The organism is Halorubrum sp. Atlit-28R (assembly GCF_003665955.1).
Taxonomy (GTDB): Archaea; Halobacteriota; Halobacteria; order Halobacteriales; family Haloferacaceae; genus Halorubrum; species Halorubrum tropicale.
On record NZ_QPLS01000007.1, the window covers coordinates 107,989 to 134,043 of the forward strand.

At 57.9% G+C, this 26,055-nt stretch carries 24 protein-coding genes and 1 pseudogene; 17 read left to right on the plus strand and 8 right to left on the minus strand.

All coding sequences use genetic code 11. From position 1 onward, the window contains the following. The first annotated feature begins 50 nt into the window (after positions 1–50). Genes DVK06_RS12365 through DVK06_RS12375 form a run of 3 tightly spaced genes read left to right on the plus strand, consistent with a single transcriptional unit; the run spans position 51 to position 1,780 of the window. Entirely contained in the window at positions 51–521 is a 471-nt protein-coding gene (locus DVK06_RS12365) for a dTDP-4-dehydrorhamnose 3,5-epimerase family protein (protein ID WP_121600471.1), read from the plus strand. A 3-nt stretch (positions 522–524) separates the two neighbouring features. Beyond that, positions 525–1,598 (plus strand): glucose-1-phosphate thymidylyltransferase, encoded by a 1,074-nt coding sequence (locus DVK06_RS12370; RefSeq protein ID WP_121600472.1) that lies wholly within the window; start codon positions 525–527, stop codon positions 1,596–1,598. Positions 1,599–1,600: 2 nt separating this feature from the next. After that, positions 1,601–1,780 carry a hypothetical protein gene (locus DVK06_RS12375; RefSeq protein ID WP_121600473.1) on the plus strand — a complete coding sequence of 60 codons (180 nt, stop codon included), beginning with the start codon at positions 1,601–1,603 and terminating at the stop codon, positions 1,778–1,780. Here DVK06_RS12375 and DVK06_RS12380 read toward each other — a convergent pair. Then, entirely contained in the window at positions 1,777–2,667 is an 891-nt protein-coding gene (locus DVK06_RS12380; protein WP_121600474.1) for an SDR family oxidoreductase, read from the minus strand. The genes DVK06_RS12375 and DVK06_RS12380 overlap by 4 nt on opposite strands. 52 nt (positions 2,668–2,719) lie before the next feature. Between DVK06_RS12380 and rfbB the strand changes: the two genes are divergently transcribed. After that, the gene (rfbB, locus tag DVK06_RS12385) at positions 2,720–3,646 is read left to right on the plus strand and encodes a dTDP-glucose 4,6-dehydratase (RefSeq protein ID WP_121600475.1); all 927 of its coding nucleotides are present in this window, start codon (positions 2,720–2,722) and stop codon (positions 3,644–3,646) included. Then, positions 3,646–4,098, plus strand: a complete 453-nt coding sequence (locus DVK06_RS12390; RefSeq protein ID WP_121600476.1) for an NUDIX domain-containing protein — start codon at positions 3,646–3,648, stop codon at positions 4,096–4,098. The genes rfbB and DVK06_RS12390 overlap by 1 nt, the downstream gene beginning before the upstream one ends. A 206-nt stretch (positions 4,099–4,304) precedes the next feature. Here DVK06_RS12390 and DVK06_RS19795 read toward each other — a convergent pair. The 3 genes and pseudogenes from DVK06_RS19795 to DVK06_RS12405 all read right to left on the minus strand — a co-directional run. Then, positions 4,305–5,066 (minus strand): annotated as a pseudogene (locus DVK06_RS19795) (cell division control protein Cdc6); the annotation flags it as partial. A gap of 186 nt (positions 5,067–5,252) precedes the next feature. Continuing rightward, positions 5,253–6,467 (minus strand): glycosyltransferase family 2 protein, encoded by a 1,215-nt coding sequence (locus tag DVK06_RS12400; RefSeq protein WP_121600477.1) that lies wholly within the window; start codon positions 6,465–6,467, stop codon positions 5,253–5,255. Positions 6,468–6,869: 402 nt separating this feature from the next. Continuing rightward, positions 6,870–7,841 (minus strand): phosphoadenosine phosphosulfate reductase family protein, encoded by a 972-nt coding sequence (locus tag DVK06_RS12405; protein ID WP_121600478.1) that lies wholly within the window; start codon positions 7,839–7,841, stop codon positions 6,870–6,872. 136 nt (positions 7,842–7,977) lie between these two features. Between DVK06_RS12405 and DVK06_RS12410 the strand changes: the two genes are divergently transcribed. After that, entirely contained in the window at positions 7,978–9,321 is a 1,344-nt protein-coding gene (locus tag DVK06_RS12410; protein WP_121600479.1) for an alkaline phosphatase family protein, read from the plus strand. An 81-nt stretch (positions 9,322–9,402) separates the two neighbouring features. On the opposite strand, the gene DVK06_RS18690 is transcribed toward DVK06_RS12410, so the two are convergent. Next, positions 9,403–9,579 carry a hypothetical protein gene (locus tag DVK06_RS18690; protein WP_158600080.1) on the minus strand — a complete coding sequence of 59 codons (177 nt, stop codon included), beginning with the start codon at positions 9,577–9,579 and terminating at the stop codon, positions 9,403–9,405. Between the two features lie 352 nt (positions 9,580–9,931). Between DVK06_RS18690 and DVK06_RS12415 the strand changes: the two genes are divergently transcribed. The 7 genes from DVK06_RS12415 (at position 9,932) to DVK06_RS12445 (ending at position 16,088) form a co-directional block, all read left to right on the plus strand. Then, on the plus strand, positions 9,932–10,369 hold the full coding sequence (locus DVK06_RS12415; protein ID WP_121600480.1) for an NUDIX domain-containing protein: 438 nt from the start codon (positions 9,932–9,934) through the stop codon (positions 10,367–10,369). A gap of 751 nt (positions 10,370–11,120) precedes the next feature. Then, on the plus strand, positions 11,121–11,594 hold the full coding sequence (locus DVK06_RS12425; protein ID WP_121600482.1) for a hypothetical protein: 474 nt from the start codon (positions 11,121–11,123) through the stop codon (positions 11,592–11,594). Between the two features lie 47 nt (positions 11,595–11,641). Beyond that, complete coding sequence (locus tag DVK06_RS12430; RefSeq protein ID WP_233561700.1) at positions 11,642–14,428, plus strand: plasmid replication protein RepH; 2,787 nt, start codon at positions 11,642–11,644, stop codon at positions 14,426–14,428. Beyond that, on the plus strand, positions 14,425–14,664 hold the full coding sequence (locus DVK06_RS18285) for a hypothetical protein (protein ID WP_147438072.1): 240 nt from the start codon (positions 14,425–14,427) through the stop codon (positions 14,662–14,664). The genes DVK06_RS12430 and DVK06_RS18285 overlap by 4 nt, the downstream gene beginning before the upstream one ends. Continuing rightward, on the plus strand, positions 14,657–15,310 hold the full coding sequence (locus tag DVK06_RS12435; RefSeq protein WP_121600483.1) for a hypothetical protein: 654 nt from the start codon (positions 14,657–14,659) through the stop codon (positions 15,308–15,310). Before DVK06_RS18285 ends, DVK06_RS12435 begins: the two co-directional genes overlap by 8 nt. 197 nt (positions 15,311–15,507) lie before the next feature. Then, a complete protein-coding gene (locus DVK06_RS12440) occupies positions 15,508–15,780 on the plus strand; it encodes a ribbon-helix-helix domain-containing protein (RefSeq protein WP_094532086.1) in 273 nt (90 codons plus the stop codon). 11 nt (positions 15,781–15,791) lie between these two features. Further along, the gene (locus tag DVK06_RS12445) at positions 15,792–16,088 is read left to right on the plus strand and encodes a type II toxin-antitoxin system RelE/ParE family toxin (protein WP_121600484.1); all 297 of its coding nucleotides are present in this window, start codon (positions 15,792–15,794) and stop codon (positions 16,086–16,088) included. A gap of 196 nt (positions 16,089–16,284) precedes the next feature. Here the strand turns inward: DVK06_RS12445 and DVK06_RS12450 are convergent, their stop codons facing one another. Continuing rightward, on the minus strand, positions 16,285–17,529 hold the full coding sequence (locus DVK06_RS12450; RefSeq protein WP_121600485.1) for an RNA-guided endonuclease TnpB family protein: 1,245 nt from the start codon (positions 17,527–17,529) through the stop codon (positions 16,285–16,287). Positions 17,530–17,980: 451 nt separating this feature from the next. Between DVK06_RS12450 and DVK06_RS12460 the strand changes: the two genes are divergently transcribed. The 4 genes from DVK06_RS12460 (at position 17,981) to DVK06_RS12475 (ending at position 19,783) form a co-directional block, all read left to right on the plus strand. Beyond that, positions 17,981–18,283, plus strand: coding sequence for a UPF0175 family protein (locus DVK06_RS12460; protein ID WP_094532082.1), 303 nt, complete (start codon positions 17,981–17,983; stop codon positions 18,281–18,283). Next, positions 18,280–18,798, plus strand: a complete 519-nt coding sequence (locus DVK06_RS12465; RefSeq protein WP_121600486.1) for a hypothetical protein — start codon at positions 18,280–18,282, stop codon at positions 18,796–18,798. Before DVK06_RS12460 ends, DVK06_RS12465 begins: the two co-directional genes overlap by 4 nt. 279 nt (positions 18,799–19,077) lie before the next feature. Then, entirely contained in the window at positions 19,078–19,329 is a 252-nt protein-coding gene (locus DVK06_RS12470) for a DUF6516 family protein (protein WP_233561701.1), read from the plus strand. After that, on the plus strand, positions 19,322–19,783 hold the full coding sequence (locus DVK06_RS12475) for a hypothetical protein (RefSeq protein WP_121600488.1): 462 nt from the start codon (positions 19,322–19,324) through the stop codon (positions 19,781–19,783). Before DVK06_RS12470 ends, DVK06_RS12475 begins: the two co-directional genes overlap by 8 nt. A 752-nt stretch (positions 19,784–20,535) precedes the next feature. Here DVK06_RS12475 and DVK06_RS18290 read toward each other — a convergent pair. Both DVK06_RS18290 and DVK06_RS12495 read right to left on the minus strand, forming a co-directional pair. Next, entirely contained in the window at positions 20,536–22,728 is a 2,193-nt protein-coding gene (locus tag DVK06_RS18290; protein ID WP_147438073.1) for a hypothetical protein, read from the minus strand. Positions 22,729–22,786: 58 nt separating this feature from the next. Continuing rightward, positions 22,787–24,856, minus strand: a complete 2,070-nt coding sequence (locus DVK06_RS12495) for a hypothetical protein (RefSeq protein ID WP_158600081.1) — start codon at positions 24,854–24,856, stop codon at positions 22,787–22,789. Positions 24,857–26,055: the final 1,199 nt, after the last annotated feature.

Genomic DNA, 26,055 nt, shown 5'->3' on the forward strand with positions numbered 1-26,055 from the left:
TGAATGACAACCATTAATTCTATGCTTTCCGCACGTAGCGTATACTCTAGATGCCCAATATACACGACATCCAACTCAGGGACCTTCAAGTAAACGCCGACGAACGGGGCCATCTTGTCGAAGTGTTCCGCGAAGATTGGGACGAGTACGACATCACCCCGGCGATGTCCTACTACTCGATGACCTATCCAGGAATCATCCGAGCCTGGCACCGTCATCTCGAAGGCCAGGTCGACCACTTCGTCTGTCCGCAAGGCCGCATCAAAGTCGGCGTCTACGACGATCGCGACGACTCCCCTACGCAAGGCGAACTCGACACGTTCGTCATCGGCGAGCACAACCAACAGCTGATCCGCATTCCGGGCGACTGCTGGCACGGCTTCAAAGCGATCGGCGACGAACCGTCGCTCCTCATCAACTATCCGACAGAACTCTACGACTACGAGGAGCCAGACGAGGTGCGACTCCCATATGACACTGACGAAATACCTTTAGACTGGGAGGAACCACCGCATGAGTGAAACATGAAAGGCGTCCTACTTTCCGGCGGCACGGGCTCACGCCTCCGCCCGATCACTCACACCGGTCCCAAACAACTCGTTCCGGTCGCGAACAAACCGGTCCTCGAATACGCGATCGACGATCTCAAGGAGGCCGGCATCACCGAAATCGGCGTCATCCTCGGAAACAAGGGCCGCGACGAGATTCAGGAACTCCTCGGCGACGGCTCGAAGTATGGCGTCGACATCACGTACATCGTCCAGGGGAATCCCCTTGGACTCGCCCACGCCGCCGGGTGCGCGCGCGACTTCGTCGGCGACGACGACTTCGTGATGTACCTCGGGGACAACATCCTCAAATCGGGTGTCACCGATCTCGTCGAGAGCTTCGAAGCCGGCGACTACGGCGCGGGCATCGCGCTTCAAGAGGTCGACGACCCGCAAGCGTTCGGTATCGCGGATGTCGACGACGCGGGTAATGTCACGGAGCTCATCGAGAAGCCCGACGACCCGCCGACGAACCTCGCGCTCATCGGAATGTACGTCTTCTCGCCCGCGGTCTTCGACGCCATCGACGATCTGGAACCGTCGTGGCGCGGCGAACTCGAGATCACCGACGCCATCCAGTCACTGCTCGAAGACGGCCACGCGATCGACTCACACGTCGTCACGGGCTGGTGGAAAGACACCGGGAAACCGGAGGACATCCTCCACGCGAACCGGCTCGTCCTCGAAGATGAATCCCTCGACACTGCAGGCACAGTCGAAGATGGGGCAGAGGTCGACGGCCGCATCGAACTCCACGAATCGTCGGTTATCGAGGATGGCGCGGTCGTCCGTGGTCCGGTCTCCATCGCGGCGGACACGGTGATCAAGAGCGGCACCTACGTCGGGCCGTACACATCGATCGGCGCGAACTCCACGCTGGAGAACGTCCACATCGAGAACAGCGTCGTTATCGGTGACTCGACGATCACGGCGTCGGGCCGGATCGTCGACAGTCTTCTCGGCCGGAGCGCGAACGTCGAAAGCGCCGAGAACCACCTCCCCGAGGGCCGTCGCCTCGTCGTTGGCGAGAACTCCCAGGTTAAACTGTAACCATGCGCATCATCACTCACTCCTGTCCAGACTGTGGCACCGTCGTCGCCGCGAACGAGCTCGAATCCAACCGCGTGATGAAGTGTCCAGGACTCGGCTGTCAGGGAGTTCTCCGGTTCGACGACCTGCCAGAGGAGGAGCGTGAGCACTTCCTCGACAACCGCGAACGCTACGAGATCTAGCGCACGGCGTCCCAGATTTCTTCCACATCTTCTTCGAGGGTTGGCTGTAACCGATCGAGCCGTGACTCGACGGCACCCACGTCGAGACAAGAGTACGTCGGACGTGTCGCGTCCCGATCGATGTCGTCGGTCGAGCCCTGTTTAAGCAGCGCTGTATCTGCGCCGAGCTGGTCGACAAGCACCTCGCCGAACTCGTAGGGCGTCAAACAGGATCGACACGCAACGTGGTACAAGCCGGTTACATCCACATCGACTAACTCGAGCAACGTTGCGGCCGCCTGACCCGCTCGGGTTGGCGTCACCCATTGATCGGTAAAGAGCGGGACGGAGTTACCCGACACCAACTGATCCCGAACCCACGCCGGGAACCCGGTAAGGGCACCCGAACTCCGATGCACGCCCCAGACGAACGAGAGTCGCGTGATCAGATGGTCTCCGGGTGCATCGTGGACCGCCCGCTCGCCCGCCAGCTTCGAGTCACCGTACACTTGGATGGGATTCGGTGACGCCGCTTCGCCATACGGGTCGCGTACGGTGCCATCGAAGACGTAATCGGTCGAAACGTGGACGAATTCGATATCGTTGGCCGCACACTGCGCCGCCAACGCGCCCGGTGCATCACCGTTGAGCACGTTCGCCCGCTCTGGGTTCGTTTCACAGCCATCCACGTCCGTCATCGCGGCACAGTTGACGACGAGGTCTGGGTCGTGCGTCTCAAGCACGTCGTCAAACGTGTCATATTCTACAAGATCGAACTGTGTCAGCGGAATCTCGAACTCAGGCCGTGTCGAATGATACGTACCCATAACAGTCCAGTCGCGCTGCTGGCCGACATGAACGACATTGCTACCAAGGAGCCCGTTTGCTCCGACGACGAGAAGACGCATAGGTCGATTTTTCAACAGAAATATAAATAGGTGCTGTTGAGGAGAAAGTAGTATGCGAATTCTCGTCACAGGCGGGGCCGGCTTTATCGGGTCCAACTTCGTTCACCACGTACTCGATACCCACGAAAGCGACGAAATCGTCACGCTGGACGCGCTAACGTATGCGGGCTCAAAGGCCAACTTGGAGGGCATCCTCGACGATCCGCGCCACGAGTTCGTCGAAGGGGATATCCGCCATCAGGAACTCGTGACGGATCTCGTTGCCGACGTGGACGCGATCGTCAATTTCGCCGCGGAGTCACACGTCGACCGCTCCATCGAGGGCGCAAAGCCCTTTGTGAGCACGAACGTCCAAGGAACGCAGACGCTGCTCGATGCGGCTAACGAGGTCGGCATCGATCGGTTCCTCCAGATCTCGACGGACGAAGTGTACGGGCAGGTGCTCGACGGCACCTTCTCCGAGGACGACCCCCTCAACCCGCGCAACCCCTACGCCGCGACGAAGGCAGGCGCAGATCTGCTCGCGAACAGCTTCCAGACGACCCACGACCTCCCCGTGGTCATCACCCGCACCAGTAACAACTTCGGCCCGCGACAACACGCCGAGAAGCTCATCCCGAAGTTCATCCAGAACGCGGCTGCTGGGGAAGCGCTCCCCGTGTACGGTGACGGATCCAACGTCCGTGAGTGGATCTACGTCGAGGACAACTGCCGGGCACTGGATCTTGTGCTCCGAGAGGGCAACATCGGCGAAGTGTACAACATCGGCAGCCACGCGGAGAAGACGAACCTCGAAGTCACCGAGGCGATCCTCGATGCTGTCGGCGCGTCCGACGACCTCATCGAGTTTGTCGAAGACCGTGCGGGCCACGACCAGCGGTACGCGCTCGACACCGACAAGATCGAAGCGCTGGGGTGGGAACCCCAGTACTCCTTCGAAGAGGGACTCGAACGGACTGTCGACTACTACCTCGACTGATGGCCGACACGGACAACCCTATTCCGGACGACGAGTGGCACACGATCATCGCGAACGTCCCACTCGTCTCTGTCGATCTCGTGATCGAACACGACGGCGGTGTGCTCCTCGGGAAACGAGAGAACGAGCCCGCGAAAGGTGAGTGGTTCGTGCCTGGTGGGACGGTGTTCAAAAACGAGCCCCGAACTGATGCTGTTCACCGTGTGGCTAGCGAGGAACTTGGTGAATCCGTCGTGATTGATGACTGTCTCGGCACCTACGAACATTTCTACGAGACGGCTGATGTCGACGGTGTCAACTCGAAACACTACCTCGCGACCGCCTATCGCTGTCACTTCGAACGCGGTGATCCGGAGATCGTTGGCGACGGCCAACACAGCGCCTTCCAAGTCTTCCGACCGCCGTTCGAAAATCTCCATCCGTACGTCGACCGATATCTCGACGACTGTTAGCCCGATTTCTGCGAACAGTACTCGCCTCCCGCTTCCACTGTCTCATCCGCTTCGTCTTTGAAGCAACTTCTCGTCCCTACCTTCGGGGTTGCCATCGTCCACGTGCCAGCCCTCGATCGCGTAGCGACGGGACACACCCACCCCACCGCTTCCGCTGTTAGCACGGAGGAGACAACCACTATCACCACACCCGACAGACGCCCGATTCACGCGGACTCTAACAACGTCGCTAATCCGCTTCGAACCGCCGAAATGGACTGCGCCAGCTGATGTTCGTTGTACTTCCCGCCGCTTTTTCCCCAATTGTATTCTGTCGACTTCGTGATTCCCAACTGCGCTAACTCGCCCAAGTAATCACGAACCGACCGCTCCGAGACCGGACTCACGCCTTCTGAGCGAGCCACAGTTCGGTACGTCTCGACGACTTCTCGGGTCCGGACCGGCGTTTCACTGCGCTCGTGGATTCGTGTCAGTGCGTACAACATGAGCTGCCCGTGCTGGGAGTAGTTCTGTATCCCCTTGACCACCTGATCCGCCTACACGCGCTCACAGGCCTCCTGAAAGTGCGACTCGGTCACAACATCGGATCCGCTCTCGCGTGCGACATCACCGGCCTCCAGGAGGAGGTCTAAGCCTTTCCGTGCGTCACCGGAGTCTTTCGCCCCATAGGCCGCACACATCGCGATCACCCCGTCTCCGGGGACGCCGTCTTGGAAGGCGACACGTTCGCGCTGTTGGAGGACAAGTCGGAGTTCGTCGGCATCGTACGCGCTGAAGGAGACATCCTTCTCACAGAGCGACGACCGGACCTTCGAGGACAGCTGTGTTCGGAAGTTCAAGTCGTTCGAGATGCCGATAACGCCGAGCTTCGCGTCGGTGATATCGCCGTTCGATCGAGCACGCGAGAGCTTGTAGAGCAGTGAATCGTCGCCGATGTGATCGACTTCACCAAGTAGGATGAGCATCGTCGGTTGGCACAGGCTAGAGCCTACCTCTATGACTTCTCCTGCGGATTCCAACTTCGGACGGAAGTGGTGGAATACAAGCCCGAATAACCCAATTAAGCGGTCGGAACCGTGGGATTTCCGCGTCCTCGGGTGCGGAAAAAGGTCAATAGCAAACAAGTGGCCTAGCCAACTACCCTTGAATTCTAATCAATTGACCGTACTCAAGAAGAACGACGAGAACACAAGCTGAATTCCGACAACAACAGCGGTAAACGCGACCAGCGCTGCCGACGTGAACGGAACAGCATCAAACCCACTCAGGACCCAGTTACCAACCAGCCAACTGGCGTACGCGCCGCCAGCAGCAAGTACGACGACGCCTGCTGTCGCACCACGCTCTAACGTTGCATACTCAGTTATCCCGGTTGTAAGCGGGTCATCAGGCTGCTGAATCGGGTCACTGGCGACCGTTGCAAACACGCCAAGCGACCCAACCTGGGTGCCCACGATCGTGGCGAGACTCCCGGCTATCAGTGAGTTAATTCCGAGTGTCACCTCGCCAAGCGCTACCCCAGTGTGTGCAACTGTCATCACTGCGACACCGAAGATTGTCAACAACAATCCTGGGACCGAAAACAGGTACCCAGGCGCGTTCACCAGCATAAATCGGACGTGGCGCCAGCCATCACGGAAACTCTCGAGTGTCTCTTCGCCCTCTCGCTCGTGGTAGACAATCGGCACCTCTGCAATCTCGAGGTCCTTCGCTCCGGCCTCCATAATCATCTCTGAGGCAAATTCCATCCCAGTCGTCTCCCACTCCATCGTCTCATAGGCATCCCGCGTGAAAATCCGGAAACCGCTGTGGGCGTCGCTTACTCCAGCCCCGTAGAACAAATTCAAAAACCGGGTGAGTGCGGGGTTTCCAATGTGTTGGTGGAGCGGTGGCATTGCTCCATCTTCGATTTCACCGGCAAGCCGACTACCCATTACCATGTCCGCACCCGTCTCATCAAGATGATCGAGGAGTCGCGGAATCTGTTTGAAATCGTAGGTGGTGTCAGCGTCGCCCATCGCGATATAGTCGCCCCGCGTCTGCTCGAAAGCGTAGCGGTACGCATAGCCGTAGCCTTTCCCATCAGGCTCAACAACAATTGCGCCCATCTCACGCGCAATTTCGGGTGTCCGATCTGTCGAGCTGTCGCTGATAATGATCTCTGTCGGCACCTGCAGCTCTTTAATCGCGTTCTTGATCCAGTCGATACAGGTTCGAATGCCGGCTTCCTCGTTTAGTGTCGGCATCACGACAGACAACTCCGGCGTGATGGTTGCGTCACGCCCAACTAACAACTCATCGGCACTTCGTGTACGGTTCGGGCGCGGCGTGTCGTGATCTCCTTGTGAGGACGCGGTAGTAGATGCCATTTGTTTGAATATTCAGTTACTGTATCCTGTAGCGTGTGTCTATATGAAACTTGTTCTATAGTTATTATTTAGGATCAATACAACGATAATTACACCGCACAATTGGGTGATTCCTTATCAAGCGAGCGGCTGTCAGACAAGAAAGACAACAAGTCATCCAGAGTCAACGCGGCGGCCATATCATACTGATTATTTATCTTGTATACAACGGCAACTCATCCATCTTGGAGACATGGCGGCGGGCATCTCCACAGGTACCTCGTTTCACTGACGGCTGGACGCTCTGTTGTCCCACGCCGAAACGCCGTGCTCGCAAGTCGCGATTCCAACTCGCGGTCCCCGATCAGATACCTCATCGGAACGAGGATTCTGCCCTCCAAAGAACCTGGAGACGTGGCTAGCTCACATATAACCGAGGTCGCGCAGGCGTTCCATCAGGTCTTCTTTGTCCTGAGCGCGGCCGGCGCGCTCGGTCGTGTCCTCGAGGTTCTGGAGCCACGCGGGCTCCTCGGTTGTCTTCTCGGTCGAGACCTCGCTGCCCAGCGAGCGGAACCCGGCGAAGTACTTCGGCGAGATCGGGATGTCCTCCTGGGTAACCCCCTCGGGGAGGTCGTCGTCGGCCTGCGGGATGTACCCCTCGTCGGGGAACGCCTCGACCGTGTCAGGCACCACGAAGTTCCAGAACGCATTCCATACGTCGGCCTCGGCGAACTGGAGGATGGGCTGGATGCGGTCGTGCGGCGGGAAGAGATCAGGATCGTGGCGCGGCGAGAAGAACGTCTCGTCGGCGCGAGCCTCCTGCTCGTCCCAGCGGACTCCCGAAATGACGCCATCGATATCGTGTTCTTCGAGGGCGTCGTTGAGCGCGACCGTCTTCAGGAGGTGGTTGCCGACGTAGGTGTCGAGCAGGAAGGGGAACGAGTCCTCCTCGAACTCTAATATATTCCGGATGTGGTGCTGGTTGTGCTCCGAAAGCGCGTCGACGGTGATGTCGTCGCCCGGTTCGAGGCCGTGTTCCTCAACGTAGGCGCCCACGTCCTCGTTGCGGGCGTACACGAGGTCGATATCCCACTGGTCGGCCCAGTGCTCGACGAAATCGGTGATCGAATCGAAGTGCTGGAAGTGGTCGATGAAGACGGCAATCGGCTTCTCGTACCCGTACTCTGCGGCGACCTGGTTGATGAAGTACAGCGTCAGCGTGGAGTCCTTCCCGCCCGTCCACATCACCGCGGGGTTGTCGTACTGTTCGAGGCCCCGCTTCGTCACTTCGACCGCCTTCTCGATTTTGTGCTGGATCGACGGGTAGTCGCCCGGGCTCTCGCCCTCGCCGTCGGTGTAATCGACGTCGACGCTCGCCGGGAAGTCGTCGCTCATACAGCAGAGGTGTCTGTGAGTGAACCAATATGCCTTCTGGATTCTTTGTGGCAGCCCCAACTAACTCACACTCGCGTGAGGACAGTCAAACCGCTAGAACGCAAGCGATATGTCGGCGCATATACAGGCAATGTGTATGGACTTGTTCGATCGGCTCCGTGGTGACGACGCTGAACGTGTCGTATTTCTTGGGATCGACGGAGTGCCGCTAGATCTCGTCGAAGACCACCCCGAGGTCTTCGAGAATTTGACTGCCATCGCCGAGACGGGCTCCGGGGGACGATTAGAGAGCATCGTCCCGCCGGAGTCGAGCGCGTGTTGGCCGAGTCTGACAACGGGCGTGAATCCAGGTGCCACGGGCGTGTACGGGTTTCAGGACCGCGAACGCGACTCCTATGAGACGTACGTTCCTCTTGGACAGCACGTGGAGGCAACCCGACTGTGGGACCGTGTCACCGATGCCGGTCGTGATGCGACCGTCCTCAACGTCCCTGTCACCCTCCCGCCATCAACACGGATCCAACGCATGGCCTCCGGCTTTCTCTCGCCCGATCTCGACTCCGCGACGAGCGATGACGGACTCCGTGCGACACTCGACGGCTTTGATTACCAGATCGACGTGAACGCCAAACTCGGTCATGACGACGACAAGACCGAGTTCATCGAGAACGCCTATGCCACCCTTGACGCCCGCTACGAGGCGTTCTCACACTACCTCGCCGAGGACGACTGGGATCTCTTCTTTGGTGTGTTCATGAGTACCGACCGGGTGAACCACTTCCTGTTCGGGGACTACGCCACTGATGGCGAGTACAAAGCCGAGTTCCTCGAGTTCTACCGAACCCTTGATGAATACATTGGGAACCTCCGCGCGGCGCTCGATGATGACACCACCTTCATCGTCGCGTCCGATCACGGCTTCACTCGGCTCGAGTGGGAAGTGAACTGTAACCAGTTCTTGGCTGAGGAGGGGTGGCTCTCATACGACAGCGACGACCATGACGCGCTCACCGACATCGACGACGAGACGCGCGCGTACTCGCTCATCCCGGGCCGCTTCTACCTCAACTTAGAGGGCCGCGAACCGAACGGCACCGTTCCGCAGTCCGAGTACGAGGCGACGCGTGAGGAGCTGATTGCCGATTTAGAATCGCTGACTGGCCCTGATGGGCGACAGGTGTGTAAACGCATTGTGAAAGGCGAGAACGCCTTCGACGGCGCCCACGACAGCATCGCGCCCGACCTCGTCGTCATCCCTGCTGACGGGTTCGACCTCAAGTCCGGCTTCTCCGGCAAGGAGGCCGTCTTCACCGAGGGCCCGCGCAACGGGATGCACAAGTTCGAGAACTCGCTATTGTACGCGACCGACCCAGAAATTGACCTGACCGACGCGAACCTCTTCGATGTCACACCAACAATCCTTGATCTGCTAGATGTGGAGTACGACTCGGTGGAGTTTGACGGCAGCACCCTTGCTTAGATAGGCGGTTTCCTGCCTCAATAGTGCGATTGTATTTTCGTGTGATCAGGGAAGAATTCTGAACTCACAACCAGCGCATGGTCACTCCGTTGGGTTATGCAAGAACAGTCCATCCAGCATAAGAAAATAACACGCCCCGACCGCAGCCATGACGGTGACCAGCCGACTCTGAAACATGGTCCCGACCCCGTACGCAGCAAACAACGTCATCGGGATCGCTGCCAACACGAAGTCCGGATGGCGGTGATCGCTGGTCATGCTCAAACTCGTTCGTCACTCACTCTGAGGTACGCACCGCCCGCTGTCGTTGTGCGAAAAGGCGAGCTCTCGTTTTTGCGAAGCGATTAAGCGCGCGTTTGCCTCGGTCGGTGGCGTAGGTCACAGCTGCGTTGACTGTACGGGTCACATTGTGGCCGAGACTGTCGCCGAGGTCCGTCCGGAGGGAGATGGCTGCCCACCAACTCATTGAAAACATGTGTATCGGCCAATCTAATAAAACTAATTAGATATAATTATGAGTCAACTCCGTCCACCCGGGAACCAGCAGGCGCGTTTTCAGAGCGCGCTGAGTAGCGCGTCATTTATGATGTATCGCTAACCACTTGAGGTAATGACTGAGGACCTCCTCTGTGCGACCGTAAGCGTCCGTGGAGTGATCCACAACACCGACGGCCAGATACTGGTTGTCCAGCGGAGTACGGATCGGGAATGGGAACTTCCTGGAGGCCGGCTCAGTCGGGGTGAATCTCCACGCCAGGGACTTCGCCGGGAGATTCGCGAAGAGACCGGACTAGACATCGAGATTGCTGATATTGTGAAGGCAAACTCGTGGGTCAACACGGCAGACGAGAGCCGGTTTGCTGTTCACTACTACTGCGAAACTACCGACGACAGTGCTACACTTAGCGATGAACACGTCGATATTGAATGGATTCTGCCCGAGCAAACAGGGCACATATTGTGTGAGGCACAAGCAGAGGCTGTGGATAATGCGGTGCCAGAATGTGATTCTGAGATCGCAGACGGTACCTCATTTGCTCAAGATTGATACTCTTGATTGGAAAATTCATACTGGCTCAAGAGATAGGGTCATGATTGAGTTTAATTGACCCAGTTCACCGTTTTACTCGTTAATGAATTCCCAAGTTTCTGTATTCAAGCGGCCCTCAAGATAGGCTTCACCGTCATCAGTAATCATATATACTCCATTTCCTAGACTTTCGACAAGACCATTTTCATCCAGTTTTTTACACCTTCTGTCCACATGTTGTCGTGAGTATGGCAACGATGCTCGTGATGTCATTCTCGTAGGGGTTGTTGGTTTATTTTCGTTAAGGAATTCTAAAATCCGATCGTCGAGAGAGGTCATCCATTTTCCTGAGTGTCTCATGGGCCACACTTTTTGTACCATAGCATATATTATGTACTGATCGCTTGTTACTGCCGACGTAGGCACTTTCCAAATATTTCCGTTAATTATATGTTACTGGCTAGAGTAGGTTTACGTACAGAGCCCAAGTGACGACCCGTCGGCTCGCGAGAAAATGTAGGAACCCCGGCTGCGGTGCTGGAACACCCAGCCGGGACGGGTTCTGTGCTCGCTCACAGAACCATGCTAACCGATCCAACTGCGGGGCTTAAGCCCTGCGAGACAACCACGGAGTCGTATACCTACAAAGGCAGCTGTCGCCTCTGTGAACAGACCGCAAGCGGCTATGACGCTGCCTTTGGCGGTCCACTCTGTACCACGTGCGCGACTGCGTTCGGTGAGTTCTACACCACCCACGTCGAGGCGCGCGATGAATAACTCGTACAGCCGCCAGACCGATCGCAGTCACCTCACCCGGATCGCACTCGGTACACGCAATCCGCGATGTCAGGTTTGTGGTAACCAGTTCAACGAAGGCGACGACATCACCGTCTACGCGTACCGCCCCGCCGGCGAGCCCACCTACGAGATTGGCTATCTCATGTGCGGCCACGACACCCACGAGCATCCGACCGTCTTCACCCGCGGCGTTCGTGAACTCGTCGTCACCGGCCACATCGGCAGCTGTGCAAACACCCGCACCCAATCAACGACCTGGATCCTGCTCGCCCCGACCATCGTCGTCACGAGCGCCACCACACGCACGGATCCACACGTCCACCCAGACACCACAACCCCACGCAATCCCACTCGACCCACCCAGCAGGAGCCAACACCACTGTTCACCGCTGTTCGCGAGCAGACGCGCGCTGATGGGGGCGCCACCGATGGAGGCTCGGAGTAATGCGGCCCGAACGCCGCCACCCCGCAGCCAACCCGCGGTGATCGCCGGTGCGGACACCCCAGCCTGCGGCCCCTGAGCGAGGGGTCCATCTCGCCAGCAACAAGCCGGCCGAATCCACAGACGGACTCGTCTGTTCGGGCGTCACGCCACGACGGACAGAGTGGCTTCCAGAGCTGCTCTCTGAACTTCGACCACGCACCGAAGCAACAATCCAAAACCACTCCACCACCAACTCGTGGCGGACAAGCACCGGACTCTGTTCACGACTCCACCCTGAATGGAACTCTCTCGACGACGCGTGGACCGACGACGTCGCTGAAGCGGTCGCGTACACCCACGCGATCACGACACTCGCAACCACCTACGACACAACCGAGGAACGCTCAAGGTACCACCAGCACCGCCACGCTGACCTCGTCGACACTGTCGAGTCGATCGGCACTGGGCGTGGTCCCGTCAACGCCGGCCTAGGAGCGCTCGCCAAGGGCCCGGTCGCACTCCATCGAGAACTCGACAGCAAACCACGCGTCATCACGCTCTTGCTTGATGGGGCCGCGTGGACCAGCCTCAACGATCGCCGCACCGGCGTGCGCGCGCTAGCGACGATCGCCGTACTCGCCCACGGGTTTTGTGTTCGGGTCGGTGTCTCACCCGCCCTCCAGCGACATCTCACCACGCGGTATCCACAGTGGACCGAGGCGCACCTCGATCTTACCGAACGCCGGGATCGGTCCCCCACTAGGGACCACCGCCAGCAGCAGTCACGACGCGTCGACAACGCGTGGGCAGCCATCAACGACCTCGACACGGAGCCGACGAAGCGCCACTTGTTGGGGTGTCTCACCGACGAGGACGCGCGCTCGTATGCTGACCTCGCGAATGAGCCCACACTCGACATCGCTGAAGGCACCGTCAGTCGGTACGTCCTTGATCTCGAAGCTCGCGACCTCGTCACAGTCGATCGGCGTGGCCAACAAAACACCGTCCAGCTCACCGCGTTGGGACAGACGGCCGTCGAAGCGTGTCTTGACGACACACAGGCGCTCATCCACCCGGATCAGCGCCAACTGGGAGAGCGTCTTACTGGGACCCCTCAGGAACTCACAAGTACAGTGTCGCCCCGCCGGGCGGGGGGCCCTACTACCGAGGAGTGGGTCACGGAAACTGGCGAGACAGCCGACGACGCCGAGTACGTCCAGTGGCTCACCGACCCGAACGCCAGCTCCCCAACCAACCGCCACCGGCGATTCACTACCGTCGCTGCCGATGACAGCATCACGCTCGTCGACGATCCACTCGACGAATTCGAGGACGGCCGTGTCGCGTATCTCAGCCACACCAACACAGAAACGCTCGTTGTGCTCCAGTGGGGTGGCCCCTTAGCCACGTTGGGACGTCTCGCGAGTGCCTTACTGAGCGAGAAAGCGCTCGCAAAAATCCTCACCCCAACACGGCTTGGCAACAAATTCGAGAACATTACTGACTCCGCTGAAGACACACCCCGAATCATCCAGCGTGGCCACCAAGTGGGGTGGTTCAGCGACGACGAAGCCACCTACCACGCCTGGCGGGATCGAATCACCACCGTTCGCGATCAGTTGCTCGCGCGCCTCGCTGAACTCACGCACAGTGATGACACCGCCGCTCGTAGCGACCTTTTCGCAGATTTCCACGGGCTCATCGCCTCTGTCACCCAACTGTACCAAGCGGCCGGACTCAACCTCACAACCACGCTCAGAGTCCCAGACACGGCCGCGCTTGCTCGCAATCACACAACCCGAGAAGACTTCTGTGAGTTCCTCGCCAAGACGGTCCCAAAACAGTCAGCGTATGGAATTCACTCGGGCTACCGACTCTTATTCGAAGATCGGCCCGCAAAACTGTGCCGGCGACTCTCATACGATGTCGACCCAACTGATCGCCTCGATCTCACGATGTCGTGGGTGATTGCGGGCCCGACAATCACCGAACTCCACGACGAGATCACCACCACCCTCCAAACGGAACTCGCCACCGTTCGTGAAGCGATCGCCGAGGGCACTGAAGACGCACCCACCCTCGCTATCCCCGTTCGAGACGCGACAACGTACCCCGCCATCAGGCGGGTGATCGACGACGTTGCGATGACCCACGACATCCAGTGGACACCCCGCGAGCGCCAGCGGCTCGTGCGGCTCTGTCTCCGCTCGTTTGGCCCGGCGGACACCACACGGCGTGCGTGTCCGTACGACGTCGTGGAGAGCCTCTTGAGAGCGCTAAACGAGTCTCACCACCCAACCCCTGCTGACGTCGAACGCGCGGCAGCCACACTCCCGCCGGAGCGCTTTCGGCCGGATATCGCGCCAAGCGCGACCAAGCTGTACGCCACCCTCCTGCGCGCCGACCACCCACTTGGCCGCTCTGAGATACTCGAGCGCGCCGACATCTCTGCGAGTAGCTATGATCGGCGACTCCGCGACGTTCGCGCGCTTGATCGGGTCTGTGCGGTACAGGTGGATGGCCACCGCCGTTGGACCATCCAAGCAACTCGCGCCCGACAGTCGGCAGGTACGCTGGAGACGCACCAACAGTCAACCACATCCTATCAGGTGGTGACTAGCCACGCCACCGGCCAGATGTCCACACACAGCGTCTGCGCCGAGTCAAAGCCAGTCACTACTACCCACTCAATGACAAGAACCAGTACACATCCTTGTCGTCGAAGACATCCACTCGGCGACTACCTTGAAGAACCGCCATCAAACCACCCACAACCCACCAGCATGTACTCCGACCACCCAACAGTACAGGCAACGCTCCCGCTCCACTCGAACCAGGGGGGTGAGAGACAATGACAGCACCCACCTTCGAGTTCACCACCCACATTACACGCGATCGGCTCGTCACCCACCACGACGGCTCGCTCACCGTGCGCCTCGATGCATCCACAGAGCCGACAGTCACGCTCAGCGTCGAGGGACCAGACGAGACGACGGACGCAGTACTCACCCCAACCGCGGCAGAGGCACTCGGGACTGCGCTTGTCGAAACCGCCATGCGAGCACCCGCTCTGGAGGCCACAGATGAGTGACGACTCCAAAGACCACGAGGAGATCCCGGAGGTTGGCGGCTGCGACCCCGACGAGACACCCACCGATCACGACCCTACGAACGGCCGGTGGCTCGAAGGGAAGTTCGCTGACGCGCTCGAAGCGTGGGGGTATCTCACCGCCCGCAATGAGCAGCTCTTCGGGCTTGAGACCGACGTCCTCGCGCGCCGACAATCCCCACGAAACGAGCCGGACGATTTCATCGTCGGTGAGTGTAAAGACTGGCACGCAACCCTCGTCGGTCGCGACGCTGTCGCCGCGATCTCTCACCGGGCCGCACTGGCTCGCGCAATGCCCGTCCTCGTCGTCGCCAGAGGCGTCACGGCCTCGGCGTGGACGCTCGCGCAACAACTTGATGTTCGCATCCTCACCATCGAGGATCTCGCAAAAGACGGGCTGCCGCCGCTCACAGAGCATCGGCCACCCGTGGGAACGTTCCGTACCCGCCGAGAGCCCTCCGTGAGGGAACTCCGTGAACACGTACCGTCGATCGTGGCCCGGCAGCGCACCGTCGATATCGAGGCGCCAGTGTTCTTCGCTGGGGGGACAAGCCCGTGTTATGTGCCAGACAGAACGGGCAACGACGAGTACGTCAGCGCCTACGACAGCGACTACAACTTCGGGTGAACGCGGCGTTTCCGGCCACACTGCCACCAGTACCGTGATGAGATACGACTTGGCGGGATTCTTTTGTGACAATATGGTGTAAATATATGACGGCTTTGTAGACACAAGATTCACTCTCTTGGCAACAAGTTGGCGACGATGCTGACATCCAGCCAGCTGGCGACAGTTCTATTAGTACCACCCGTGTACCACGATGTATGAGTACGGGCGCAGACAACGACAGCGACGGGGACATGGTCAAATTGAACGTGAAGGTCCCGAAACGACTTCTCGCAGAGATCGACGAGCTTGCGGAGGAATTGGAGTACACCAACCGGTCGGAGTTCATTCGTGAGGTGCTACGCGACACCACGGAGCCAATTCTGACCCCTGGTGCGCAAGAGGGAGTCTCGGAGGGCTATGCGGACGTGGCGGCGGGCCGAACGATGTCCACGGATGAGGCCCGCGAACGACTTGGTATCGACGAGTGAGGGGGTGAACAGTGGCTCACGAGGTCGTTCTGACAGAGACGTTGGTCGAAACGTTAGAGAAGCCTGAAACACAGGACACTGAACGGATCATCAACAAATTGGAGGACATCGTGGACTTCCCCGACCACTTTCTTGATCGGCTAAAGAACCACCCCGGCTACAAGCTTCGAATCGGTGACTTCCGCGTATTAATCGATTGGGACAAAGACAACGAGGTGATCTACGCCATCGACGCTTTCGAGCGGAAGAAGGAGTACCGTGAACTCGGCAAGTATCGAGAGGTATGGGGCTCATGGCGTGATGAGTAGCCCCGGCTTGTGGTGGCGTGGGGCGTGACCACCCCGGCGTGGTACCTCGCACAACTCCTTGACGTGCGGATCGTCACCATCGACGATCTCTCCAACAAGTCGCTCCCACCGCTGAGTAAACTACCCTACCCTACTTCGCTCACCCCATACGGGGTTCGCTCGTTGAGGGTAGGGCTTTGATGTGGACTCCCGGCAATCAGTCCCCGGCAATGGGCTGGTGACTCTTGCCGTTCAACGTCCCACCATTCACACGCACGTCTACTGGTGCGTCTCCGCTCCCCGACTTGGGCGAGGAACGGAGTCTGTGTTTCCGCTTTCGAGCATAGCGTAGCCCGATATTCTTCGCTGCATTGTAGTCTGCGTTGACCTCGTAGCCACACTTCTGGCAATGGAAGTGTTCGCCGTCACGGTTCGATTCGTGCGTGAACCCACAGTCCGTTCGAGAACAGCGTTGGGACGTGTGGTTCGGCTCAACTTGCTTCACGGAGACGCCCTGTTCGGGCGCTTTGTACTCGACGTACTCGGCGAGGCGTCGAAACGCCCAGATGTGGTGCCACTTCGCCTGTGGAAGTTGCTCTCGGATGTTGGTCAAGTCCTCAAACACAATAACACCACAATCGTGGTCAACAGCTTCCGAGACGATTTCGTTGGCAACGGTGTGGATGTACTGTTTCCGCCACGCTTCTTCCCGCTTTCCGAGGCGAAGCAGGGCGTCGTGCGCGGCTTGCGTCCCGCGCTGTTGCATCTCACCACGCCGCATCTCGAATTCACGGCACCAGTGATCGTAGTCGTCTCCCTGCCAGAACGTGCCGGTCGAAGCTACTGCGAGGCTGTTGACGCCGAGGTCGATACCAAGAACTGTTTGGTGCTCGGTATCTTCCGAAACCTCGGATTCGTCGGTATCGTACTTTCGCGTCGTGATGTGGAAGTAAAACTCGTCAGTCGCCTTGTCGTATTGGAGTGTGCTGGCCCGGAACTCGTGGTCCTCCGAGAGTACGTACTGTTCGTAGGGAGTCGGGCTATCCGCCGGAAGTTCAAAGTCGCACTCGACGCGCCCGTTGACAGTCGAGAGAGACACACGGTTGCGGTAGAACGTCGCGCTTCGCTTGTCGTAGACCATACTCCACGACGTGAACTCCGGCTGGCTCACGCGTTTACCCTGTTTCCACCGTTCGACGCATCCTTTCGTCGCTTGGACGGCACGACGGATAGCCTCTTGAACGAGGTTCGCAGTAAGATCAGTTTCCTCTCGCAGTTGTTCATAAAGCGCGTCCCGTGCCGTCGAGTTCGCCGTAACGCAGTTGACGTAGGAGTCGTCGTCCCAACAGAATTCAGCGGCACGATTCGCACAGTAAAGGAACTGTCGCGCGGATTCGTGGAGGTCGTCGTACCGCTCATCGGGAACAACAAGCTTGACCGGCGCAGTTCGACGCACCTCCATGTTTCAGATTACTATCTAACGGTACTTATACGTGGGGGAGTCAGGTAGCTACCGTCGTGCGGTTGCGTCGTGTGTTGTCGGTTTCCTCTCCGACCTACTCGCTCGCTATGCTCGCTCCTTGAGGTCGGAGGCTCCACCTCGAATTATGCTGAACATCGCCCACCCCAGGGGACGCTCCGCACTCGCCGCGAGCCGCGGGTGAGCGAGCTCCGCGAGACCGTGCCCAGCTGGTGGATCGACGCAGTGATCTCGACATCGAGGCGCCGGTGTTAATCGCGAGTGCGAGTGGTCCGTGTTTCGTGCCGGATCGAGCGGGCAACGATGAGTACGTCAACGCTTGCGACAGCGACTACGACTTCGGCTAGATATCCTCTCACAGCTGAAGCTGCGGGCTTCCTCCGTGTTCCGCTATGAGAAACCATTATGTAGTACAACGTGCTACGATGTATACATGCCATCGATTAGTGCCCGAGTCCCTGATGATGATGAAGACGAGCTTGAAGCGGTAAGTGAGCTATTGGATGAAGACAAGAGTACAGTCATTCGAAAAGCGCTCGCAGAGGGTCTGTCATCCATCCGTCGACGTGTCGCGATTGAACGGTACCAAAGTGGCGAGCTCTCGGTTAATGAGGCGGCTCGACTTGCCGGTGTCAGTCTCGCAGAGTGGCTCGAGATCGCCCGTGAACATAATCTCACAACGCAACTGTCTCCAGAGGATATCGAAGCAGACGCCGCTGCTGCCCGTGAGCTGTGACGCGGATTTTCCTCGATGCGACGACGCTCATCGCACTCGGAACCATCGGTGAACTCGAGCAACTGCTGAGTTTTAGCGGTGAGGTTGTTGCTTTGCCCACAGTCCAAAGTGAGGTCACGACAGAGCCCGCACAGACAAATCTGAGCCGGTTCATTGCGCAGGATGCGGTTGCGACGGCCGATCCCGCCATTCAAGATCGAGTTGAGCAAGCCAAAGAGGTCCTTGGCGAAGTAGAACAGAATGGAGACGTCTCTCTGATTGCTGCTGTGTTGGCCTACACGGCTGAGGAGCGACCAGTCGGTGTCGTCTCAGATGACCAGCGTGTTCGAACCACGGCTCGTGGGCTTGGGGCGACAGTCACTGGAACGGTCGGTGTGATCGTTCGGGCAGTAGAGGAGGGACTTGATCGAGAGGCAGCACACGATCTCGTAAGACGGATTGACTCACACGGGCTTCATATGACTGGAACACTTCGCGAGAAGGCCGACGAGCTCATTGAGGAGGCCGCTAGGTAGGGGACTCCGCGCTACCAGTTCAGTTGAACCGTCTACCAGATCGTGACTGGTGAACTACCCCACCCTACTCGCTCACGGCTGACGCCGTTCGCTCCGTGAGGAAGGGGGCTTAGCGCCTGTATTCAGCTAATCCTGACGCCTTCTACGGATTCCACAGAGCAGCTTGTCTTTTGACATCTCTTCCCGTATACTTATGACCTATAACATCATACATCATAGTACAACGGGATGCCAAAGCGTCACCCGATCGAGTTGAACCGCGCTGTTCCCGGTGGGCGCGTGGAGATATTCGCTGTCCGCGACGAGGAGTATCCGGACGGGTGGTTTTACCGGTTTCAGTACTACCACCCCGAAACCGGCAAACTGCTCCGGTACGACGACGCGCACGACGACGACGATCTCGGCTGGCATCACCGACACGTTCGATTCGGCGACGACACAGCGATCGAGTTCCACGGGCTCTCGGCGCACGTGACTCGGTTCCTAAACGAGATCGCGACGCTGACGGACACGGAGGAAACCAATGACTGAACCCGACCACGACGGCTGGCCCGACAAGTACAGTGACCCTCGTGACCGGCCCCATCCCGATGTCCTTCGCATCACCGTCGAATCGTTCGACGATGCGTTCGAGGACACGCTCACCGCGATTGACGCAGTCGCAGACAGCGACCCACAGCCCGCAGTGGTGTCGTTCGCGACGGTCGGCGAGCTGCGGAAGATTCTCACTGATCGGCGGATTGAGGTCCTTCAGACACTCATGAACACCGAGGGGGCTGCTGAGAGCATCAGCGCGCTCGCGGAGGCGCTTGATCGTGACTACAAGCCGGTCCACGACGATGTCACGCTGCTGGCGGACTACGGTATTGTGTTCATCGTCGAAGACGACGACCGCTCGAAGCGCCCATACCTCCCGTACGAGCGAATCCGCCTCGATGTCGAGCTCACCGCGAGTGGCTCCGGTGAGGAGCCCGCGGCGGCGTGAAGCGCTCGTTTACAAGCGGTGCGAGGCGAATGCCACGGGGCTTGACCCCGTGGATGAAGCCGACAACTCGTGAACCAAGCCATTAACTCGAAACATCTCAAACAGAGTGGTGTGACGGCACACTTCGCGTCTGGCTTAGTCGGCTAAAACAAGCCGGGTCAGACGCTCTGCCGTGACCACCAAGTAGGAGTGGGAGACTCCGAATCCACGCGCGCGGAGACTGCGCTCCCTGTGGATTCCCTCGCGGAATCTGTAAAGCGCGTCGTGGAAACGGGAAGCCTCGGGGCTTGATCCCGAGGTACTTCACACACCGCCTTAACCGCCATTTTCGGTCGATGAGTATTAAAAACTCAACATTCAAAGCCGAGCCCATTAGTGGGGTTACAGAAGCTGTAGACAGCCTTCGGGGCGAAGCGTGACAGGATGAACGCGACTCGCGTTCCGTGGTTCGTCGTGTCCCGCTCGTCGCTCGCGACGAAATTCCGCTGCTCGTCGACCGTGTACGGCGCCCCGGACGGAACGTTCAGTCGCTCTGGATTCAACCGATCCGTCAAAGAAGCCGCAGACGAACGAGATGCGGTTCGCCTCTTCGATCTGTCCGAGATTGTGTCCGTTCTCGAGAGTACACCCGACGAGTGAATCGCCTCGCGGTCAAGTTCCGAGACACGCGGCCTGCTCCGCCTGTACATCGTGGGCGAGTAGGTGAGATAGTTGACCGAAGGTGGACCAGCGGGTGAGTTAGGTGAGATTGTTCACCCCCAGTCATCTAACCCCAACGACTCACCAGCAGTAAACGGAGTGTCAGGCGACTCAATGCCACGCCGCCAACGCCACACCCGGTCAGTCAAGACGTGAAGCGTATTCTCTTGTTTCGGTTTGATGTTGACTGAGTCCCGAAGCGCTTTCCCGGATTCCCCTGGCCCAGGCGCTTTGAGTCCGGTTTGTGGCTTGTAGAACTCAGTTTGTATCGTCGACATCACGTCTCGTTTGTCGATCTCACCACCAGAGACGGGAACCGTCTTTTGAGTGATGAACTTATCATACGCCGCGCGGTATCGTTTTCGCTTCCCTTCTGCATCAGAGTAATCCCACTCAGTCGGGTAATCGTCTTTTTCGAGGATAGAGAGCTCTTTGCCGTTCACGTAGCGAATCTCGACGCCACGCAAGTAGGACAATCGCGACGGTACAAATCCCGCATGGATGCGTGTCCGGCCAGCTGGGATCTCCCCGTCGGTCACGACTGTCGTGTCATACTCCCAGGTCGTCACGGACTCATCCGCGGGCCCAGACGCAATCACGTCTCCATCAACAACTAACTGGAGTTCATCATCCCGCGGTGGATACCCCGTTTCCGGAGCCCCATCAGCAAGCGCTTCCCGATCGTGACGCAGATACCACGTCGAAGAGGTTTCATCGGTGCCGGCTGGAAGCAACGGCTGTCCGCCATCCGCAAGCGTCAGCGCCTCTGAATACGTATATAGTTGAGCCCCCTCCGGGGTATTTTTCTTAACCGGATGCCGGAGGATCTTCACGAGTCGCTGTGCTTTGCGTTTGTTTTCCGCGACAAAGATCAGATTGAGGTTTTCGTTGAACGCGCGGCCAGCGTTTGTCAAGACGTTTGCCGGTCGACTCGTTCCGGCGACTTCAACTTCGATGACGTGCGTGATTTCGTCTTTCCGGACACGGAGATCTGGAACGGAATCCGTACTCTGGTCATCCAATATTTCGACCTCGTATCCTTCTCGCTCATAGTATTTGCGTGTCTGTTCAACGTGCTCTTGGTGAAGATCACTTCCCTGTGTTGCGAACGTTGACGTTTCTGTTGTCTCTTCGGAGTCGGTGCGGTGAGGCACACGTGAGCCGGCAGCGAACGTTTTGATATTACCGATGATCTCGGGCTTTTGGATCTGGTAGTTCAATAACGACCACGGTGTGTACGCGTAGTAGTTCGGAACGAGTTTGATGAACGCAGAGATGTCTGATTCATTGACGGCAATTTTTGTGTAGTAGTCAGTTGAGGGGTACAGGTTTCGTAACTTCGCGTCCGTATCGTGAAACCCAGCGTACAGTTCATAACACTCACGTTTGCCCTCCAGAATCCTTTGGGCGTCTTTGGCTGCTTGTTCACCGTGTTTGTATCGTTTCGTTGCGGTCCGTTTTCCCGTCTCCTCATCGACTTCGAATTTGAAATACTTGCTACTGTCCAGATCGAAGTTAGAGAGGATCTTGTTCGTGTTCGGGTCATAGAACCGCGAGAGATTGACCTGTGGGCCTTCTTCAAGCAACTTCGCCAGATCGTGTCCCGTCGCAATACCGTAGTTTGGCGGGTATACTGCGAGTCGCTGGGAAACCTGGTAATCCGAGTTTTTTCCCCTATCGATAATGACCTGAAAGAGATGTGGCAGACTTGCGTCATAGAGATGACTAAACAGATCCGTTATCGGGTGCGGGCTGCGCCAGGTAAACGGCTTCAGATCCGGGCTCTCACGGGCGATCAATCGTGATGTCGGCCGGATCGTACTCTCAAGTGGCGCCAGATCCACCGAACAGAAATCGTATCCGAAGGATCCTGGGAGATGTTCTTCACAGGCGTTTTTGACAGTGGTGAGGATACCGCTGACCTCCTCACGATCTGCGATGGTCTCTGTCAGCGCCTCGTTGATTTCAGAAAGGGCAGCTGAATCCGGGGTGATCGCGTTTTCATCAAGTTCGGTTGCGTTAGCTCCCCGGGGGAAGAAAATCCACTCCTGTTGTGAGTCACCGGGCCACGAGAGAATTTCGAGTCGGGTGATATTCGAATGTTTCCCGAAGATCTGGTTGACGACGGGCCGCAGTGAGACAGGCCGGAGGTACCGGTCATCTTGCTGGTCGCCGTCAGGCAGTGTTACTCGAACACAGCCGATGCGTGGCCACCTCGATTTGATACCCTGGGTGTCGTTGCTCATCAGCTGCTCTCCCCTGTGCGTGGTGTCGTCGCGGTTTGTCGGTGTGTTATGTCGTGTCTCATTGGGATGAATCGAGTGTTCGTGCGGTCTCGTTGGTCGCTGTCAGTGCGGTCTCGACGAACGGGTCCGGCGTCGCCTCAAGCGGATATCGCCACTGGCGGGTTCGGATCTCGGGCACGGGGTTCCCGTCTTCGCGGTGAGACATCGCTTGAAATGAGACCCCAAGATCGTCGAGGTACTTGGTAACAAGCGTTGCTGGCGGCGGAACGTCATTCGTGAGCCCGCAGAGATAGTGTTGAAACGGCACACCAACAGCGGATTTCTCGAGTTGATCACCGGGCCACAAGCAGGTGAAATCTGAGAGAAACGCCTCCAGTTCGGTCCTCGACCAGTCTCGGGACTGTGCCCCGGTTTGGAGCTGCGGGAGCTGATGGACGAGTTGGCCTTCCTCAAGAACGAACACGGCTGCGTGATTGAGATATGAAACCCGTGAGGGAACAGCTGGAACCGTCACCGGTTGATAGCGGGTGGAGACGGCATCATACGACTGATTCGTAGCCAAGGATGTTCCATCTGCGTGATATACGTCAAACACCGTGTCTCTCAGCCGCCCCCAGCGGACGTTTGCGGTGATGTTGTGAAGACCGCTGTTCACATCACCAGTTGCCGCCACCGTCTCATCAGCGAGTAATTCGAGTGTTCCGTCCGGAAACACCTGCCACTTGTATGTGACTCCCTGCGGGATGAGCGCGATCAACTCGTCAGAATGCCAGTACTGATCCCGTCGTGTGTATAGGTGGGTTTGCTCACCGGCCGTTCGAACGGGATGCCGAAGACGAGAAATCATCCAGCGTGCATCCGCCTGTGAACCGGTGATAAACAAGGCGCCGGCGCTGTCCGAGCCGGCCGCAACCGTCGCGATTAGATCGCCTGCCGCAAGCGTTTCGCGTGTGCCGACAACGACGTAGTCGCTGTCACCCGTCGGTGTCGTCCGCACGAACGTATTATCAGCACATGCGTCGTCGTGCGCTTCGATGACGGTATCACCGTACTCTTTGAGCCGTTGAAGACTGGTTTGTGTGAGCGTCGTGAATGACGGTGTCTCCTGATCGGTGTTGGTTCGGCGGCGTTGTGGAGGATCCTGCGTCGGCGGAGTAAGTGACTGTTGCGTTCCGCTGGCCTCCTGTGAGATGATGACTGTTTCAAGCGTTGGCGGGCTGCGATCCGTACACATCGGTCCGGTCCATTGATCCGGCCCGTAGTTTGGCACGTAGCCGAGATACTGCGCCAGCGAGTCAGGCGTAATCTCGACTGTTGGCGTTCCAGAGAGCGCAGAGTACAGGGCTGAAAGCGGATCTGTCTGCTCTGAGCGGCCGACAAGCCGATCAAACTCATACCCCTGTTCGAAGCTGTCGATCCCGAGAGCGGTCTCTGTAGCAGACCCGGCCGTGTCTTCGATGAATCGAGCACGGTACGCATCACGCGCAGACTCAGGCAACCCCATCGGCTTGTCGAGCAGGTCGTTAAGAACCAGAAACAGCGACGTGAGATCCGACTCGGCATACGCATCTGCGATCGCCGTCTCCGGGGTGTCTCCAAGGACGGAGAGACTATCAGCCGGGAGGAGATATCGATGTGGGTAATCGAAGTACCCGATCTGTTGTTCGAGCAAGTACGTCTCCCGATCTGTCGGTAGCAGCCGCATCCGCACGACGGTCGGAATTGACGTGTCTGTAAGCCTGTGAAGATAGGCGCCAAAGGAACTCTCTGTCCGGGACGGTGACAGCGATATGCGGCGGTCATCAACACTCATGAGCCGGTCGGTCAATACCGGGGTCTGTCCAAGCGGCGTCCAGTCTTGGTGAACGACCTCAAGGCCGAATCGCTGAACAAGCAGCGGTTTCACCACCATGGCAAACCGCACGATCTCGCTGTCGACCGTTTCTGGTCGCCCCGGTGTCGGCGGCTCCCCCTCGTCTTCTGGAAACGAAATCGGCGACCACGGCCGCAACAGATACTCTTGGTGATCCACTCCCGGATACGAGAGTATCTCGATACCGCTCGCCAGATCATCCGCAAGTATCTCAGCAACGATCGGCGTCAACATTCCAACGACCGGCCCGCCCACGCGGGCCCGCGAATCCTGAACGCCAGGAGGAACGATCCGTGCCCAATACTCATCCGGTGGTGGCGTGAGTTCGGTAAGCGAGCGAGGAGTCGACGCATGTCGAGAATCTAGTAGCATTGATCCTCCCGGTGGAGATTCGATCTGACTGCCCCCACGTGAGACAACCAAAGGTATGTTATCAAACACATATTCTAACCGAATTGTCGTCGACATTCGGTGGCCGATGTGACCGTGGAGAGTAGTTCATACTCGCTGTGATTATTACCTACGATCATCGCATACGCAAAGCGAGCAATCAGCCGTATATATTCTGTTGGGCCAAAATATCACTCATGATTTTCATAGCACGTTGATCGTGAGCCGCTGGCCACTCGCGCGAGTCGGCGGCATACTTGTTGGATATTCAGTTTGTAGGGGGTCAGATCGACCCTCTACTCGCTATTTGATGATCGATCTCGATAGGCGAGCCTGCTATCGATTAGGGGGTCAAATTTTGATTAACCGTATGCTGGCAGATCAGTAGCAGATAGAAGAGTAAAAACGCATGACGTAACGCAGGTAGGGGGTTACATCACCGACTGATTAAAGAAGAATAAGAAGAAGATGTTGTCAACGGCGGCTAAGATGACGGTTCCACTGGACAGGACGGAGCCGATGATCAATCAGATCTGTCTAGATAGATACTCTGTGGACGCTCCAATTTCTCTCCACCACAACTGAAACTCAGTCAGCCACGCTGCTGATCTGACAACCAATTGCTGAAACTACAGGTGTGATGAGTCACAACCCACTAGTGAAATGCGTTCGAGTCACCGCTCAGCAGATCAGGTATAGCACCCAAATATATCATTATTTGTATCTTTCTCTGGAAAGTGATATTCTGAACTGAGCAGGATAGCCAGAAATATAATATATATGGTGATTCGAGCGCTCAGACCATTCCTCGTGACCGACCCCACCCTACTTCGCTCGGCCTTACAGCTCACTCGTTGAGGGTTGGGCTTTGATGTGGTTCTCGCCCTTAATTGGCGCGACGGGGCGTCTCGTGCGCCCCGCCTACCGGACGCCCTTCGGGGTCGACAAACCCACCATTCAGGGCCGGGCTACTGCGGCCCGTACTGCGTGCCACTTGTGGACGCACGGCACTAGCTGGCAGTAAAATATGGATAACATAACGGCTGTGAAAGCTCGTGTCGGCT

Coding starts and splice junctions, on each gene's coding strand:
- DVK06_RS12365 (WP_121600471.1), top strand. CDS start 51: ATGCCCAATATACACGACATCCAACTCAGGGACCTTCAAGTAAACGCC.
- DVK06_RS12370 (WP_121600472.1), top strand. CDS start 525: ATGAAAGGCGTCCTACTTTCCGGCGGCACGGGCTCACGCCTCCGCCCG.
- DVK06_RS12375 (WP_121600473.1), top strand. CDS start 1,601: ATGCGCATCATCACTCACTCCTGTCCAGACTGTGGCACCGTCGTCGCC.
- DVK06_RS12380 (WP_121600474.1), bottom strand. CDS start 2,667: ATGCGTCTTCTCGTCGTCGGAGCAAACGGGCTCCTTGGTAGCAATGTC.
- rfbB (WP_121600475.1), top strand. CDS start 2,720: ATGCGAATTCTCGTCACAGGCGGGGCCGGCTTTATCGGGTCCAACTTC.
- DVK06_RS12390 (WP_121600476.1), top strand. CDS start 3,646: ATGGCCGACACGGACAACCCTATTCCGGACGACGAGTGGCACACGATC.
- DVK06_RS12400 (WP_121600477.1), bottom strand. CDS start 6,467: ATGGCATCTACTACCGCGTCCTCACAAGGAGATCACGACACGCCGCGC.
- DVK06_RS12405 (WP_121600478.1), bottom strand. CDS start 7,841: ATGAGCGACGACTTCCCGGCGAGCGTCGACGTCGATTACACCGACGGC.
- DVK06_RS12410 (WP_121600479.1), top strand. CDS start 7,978: ATGGACTTGTTCGATCGGCTCCGTGGTGACGACGCTGAACGTGTCGTA.
- DVK06_RS18690 (WP_158600080.1), bottom strand. CDS start 9,579: ATGACCAGCGATCACCGCCATCCGGACTTCGTGTTGGCAGCGATCCCG.
- DVK06_RS12415 (WP_121600480.1), top strand. CDS start 9,932: ATGACTGAGGACCTCCTCTGTGCGACCGTAAGCGTCCGTGGAGTGATC.
- DVK06_RS12425 (WP_121600482.1), top strand. CDS start 11,121: ATGAATAACTCGTACAGCCGCCAGACCGATCGCAGTCACCTCACCCGG.
- DVK06_RS18285 (WP_147438072.1), top strand. CDS start 14,425: ATGACAGCACCCACCTTCGAGTTCACCACCCACATTACACGCGATCGG.
- DVK06_RS12435 (WP_121600483.1), top strand. CDS start 14,657: ATGAGTGACGACTCCAAAGACCACGAGGAGATCCCGGAGGTTGGCGGC.
- DVK06_RS12440 (WP_094532086.1), top strand. CDS start 15,508: ATGAGTACGGGCGCAGACAACGACAGCGACGGGGACATGGTCAAATTG.
- DVK06_RS12450 (WP_121600485.1), bottom strand. CDS start 17,529: ATGGAGGTGCGTCGAACTGCGCCGGTCAAGCTTGTTGTTCCCGATGAG.
- DVK06_RS12460 (WP_094532082.1), top strand. CDS start 17,981: ATGCCATCGATTAGTGCCCGAGTCCCTGATGATGATGAAGACGAGCTT.
- DVK06_RS12475 (WP_121600488.1), top strand. CDS start 19,322: ATGACTGAACCCGACCACGACGGCTGGCCCGACAAGTACAGTGACCCT.
- DVK06_RS18290 (WP_147438073.1), bottom strand. CDS start 22,728: ATGAGCAACGACACCCAGGGTATCAAATCGAGGTGGCCACGCATCGGC.